The following is a 1,015-nucleotide window of genomic DNA, read 5'->3' as shown; positions in this document are numbered from 1 at the left end:
TGACCTTGCCCCGTTGAAATAATCCATTTTGAAGTAAGCTCTGGCCCATTGAGAGGACCAGAGAATGAAGCGCAACCGTTTCACAGACGAACAGATCATCGGGATTCTGAAGGAGCACGAGGCGGGCACGCCGGTCTCGGAGCTTTGCCGCAAGCACGGCGTCAGCGATGCGAGCATCTATAAATGGAAGGCCAAATTCGGCGGCATGGACGTGTCCGAAGCCAAGCGGCTGAAGACGCTGGAGGACGAGAACGCGAAGCTGAAGCGGCTTCTGGCGGATGCGATGCTCGACAATGCTGCTCTGAAAGACCTTTTGGGAAAGAAGTGGTGACGCCCGCAGCCAAGCGGAGTGCTGTCGCGCATCTGATGAGCCAACATGGGATGAGCGAACGGCGGGCGTGTAAAGCCATCGGCTTTTGCCGAATGACGATCCGTTATGAAACCAGGCGCAGCGACGATCATGGCCTTCGCGAGCGAATGAAGGCGCTGGCACATGAACGCCGCCGCTTCGGCTATCGACGCATTCATGTGCTGCTCAGACGTGAGGGACACCTAGTGAACCACAAAAAGCTCTTCCGGCTCTATCGGGAGGAGAAGCTGACGGTGCGCAAGCGCGGCGGCCGTAAGCGAGCGATTGGCACCCGAGCGCCGATGCTGATCCCGATGACTGCCAATGATCGTTGGTCGCTGGACTTCGTGTCGGATCAACTCACCGATGGACGCAGGTTCCGGATTCTGACGGTCGTCGACGATTGCACCAGAGAATGCTTGGGCCTCATCGCCGATACTTCGCTGTCCGGCCTGCGGGTTGCCCGTGAGCTGGACCGGATCATCCAGGCACGCGGCAAGCCCAGGATGATCGTCAGCGACAACGGCAGCGAATTCACCAGCAACGCGATCCTGCAATGGACGGACCGGGGCAAGGTGGATTGGCACTACATCGCGCCTGGCAAGCCGATCCAGAACGCCTTCATCGAAAGCTTCAATGGGCGGCTGCGAGACGAGTTCTTGAATG

Annotated in this window: 1 pseudogene; it reads left to right on the top strand. The window is 58.7% G+C overall.

The features are described from left to right. Positions 1–64: 64 nt before the first annotated feature. Positions 65–1,015 (top strand): annotated as a pseudogene (locus tag AU381_RS00005) (IS3 family transposase); the annotation flags it as partial.

The organism is Sinorhizobium glycinis, assembly GCF_001651865.1.
GTDB classification, from domain to species: domain Bacteria; phylum Pseudomonadota; class Alphaproteobacteria; order Rhizobiales; family Rhizobiaceae; genus Sinorhizobium; species Sinorhizobium glycinis.
The sequence above is the reverse complement of the archived record's forward strand: the minus strand, read 5'-3'. Positions and strand labels throughout refer to the sequence as shown.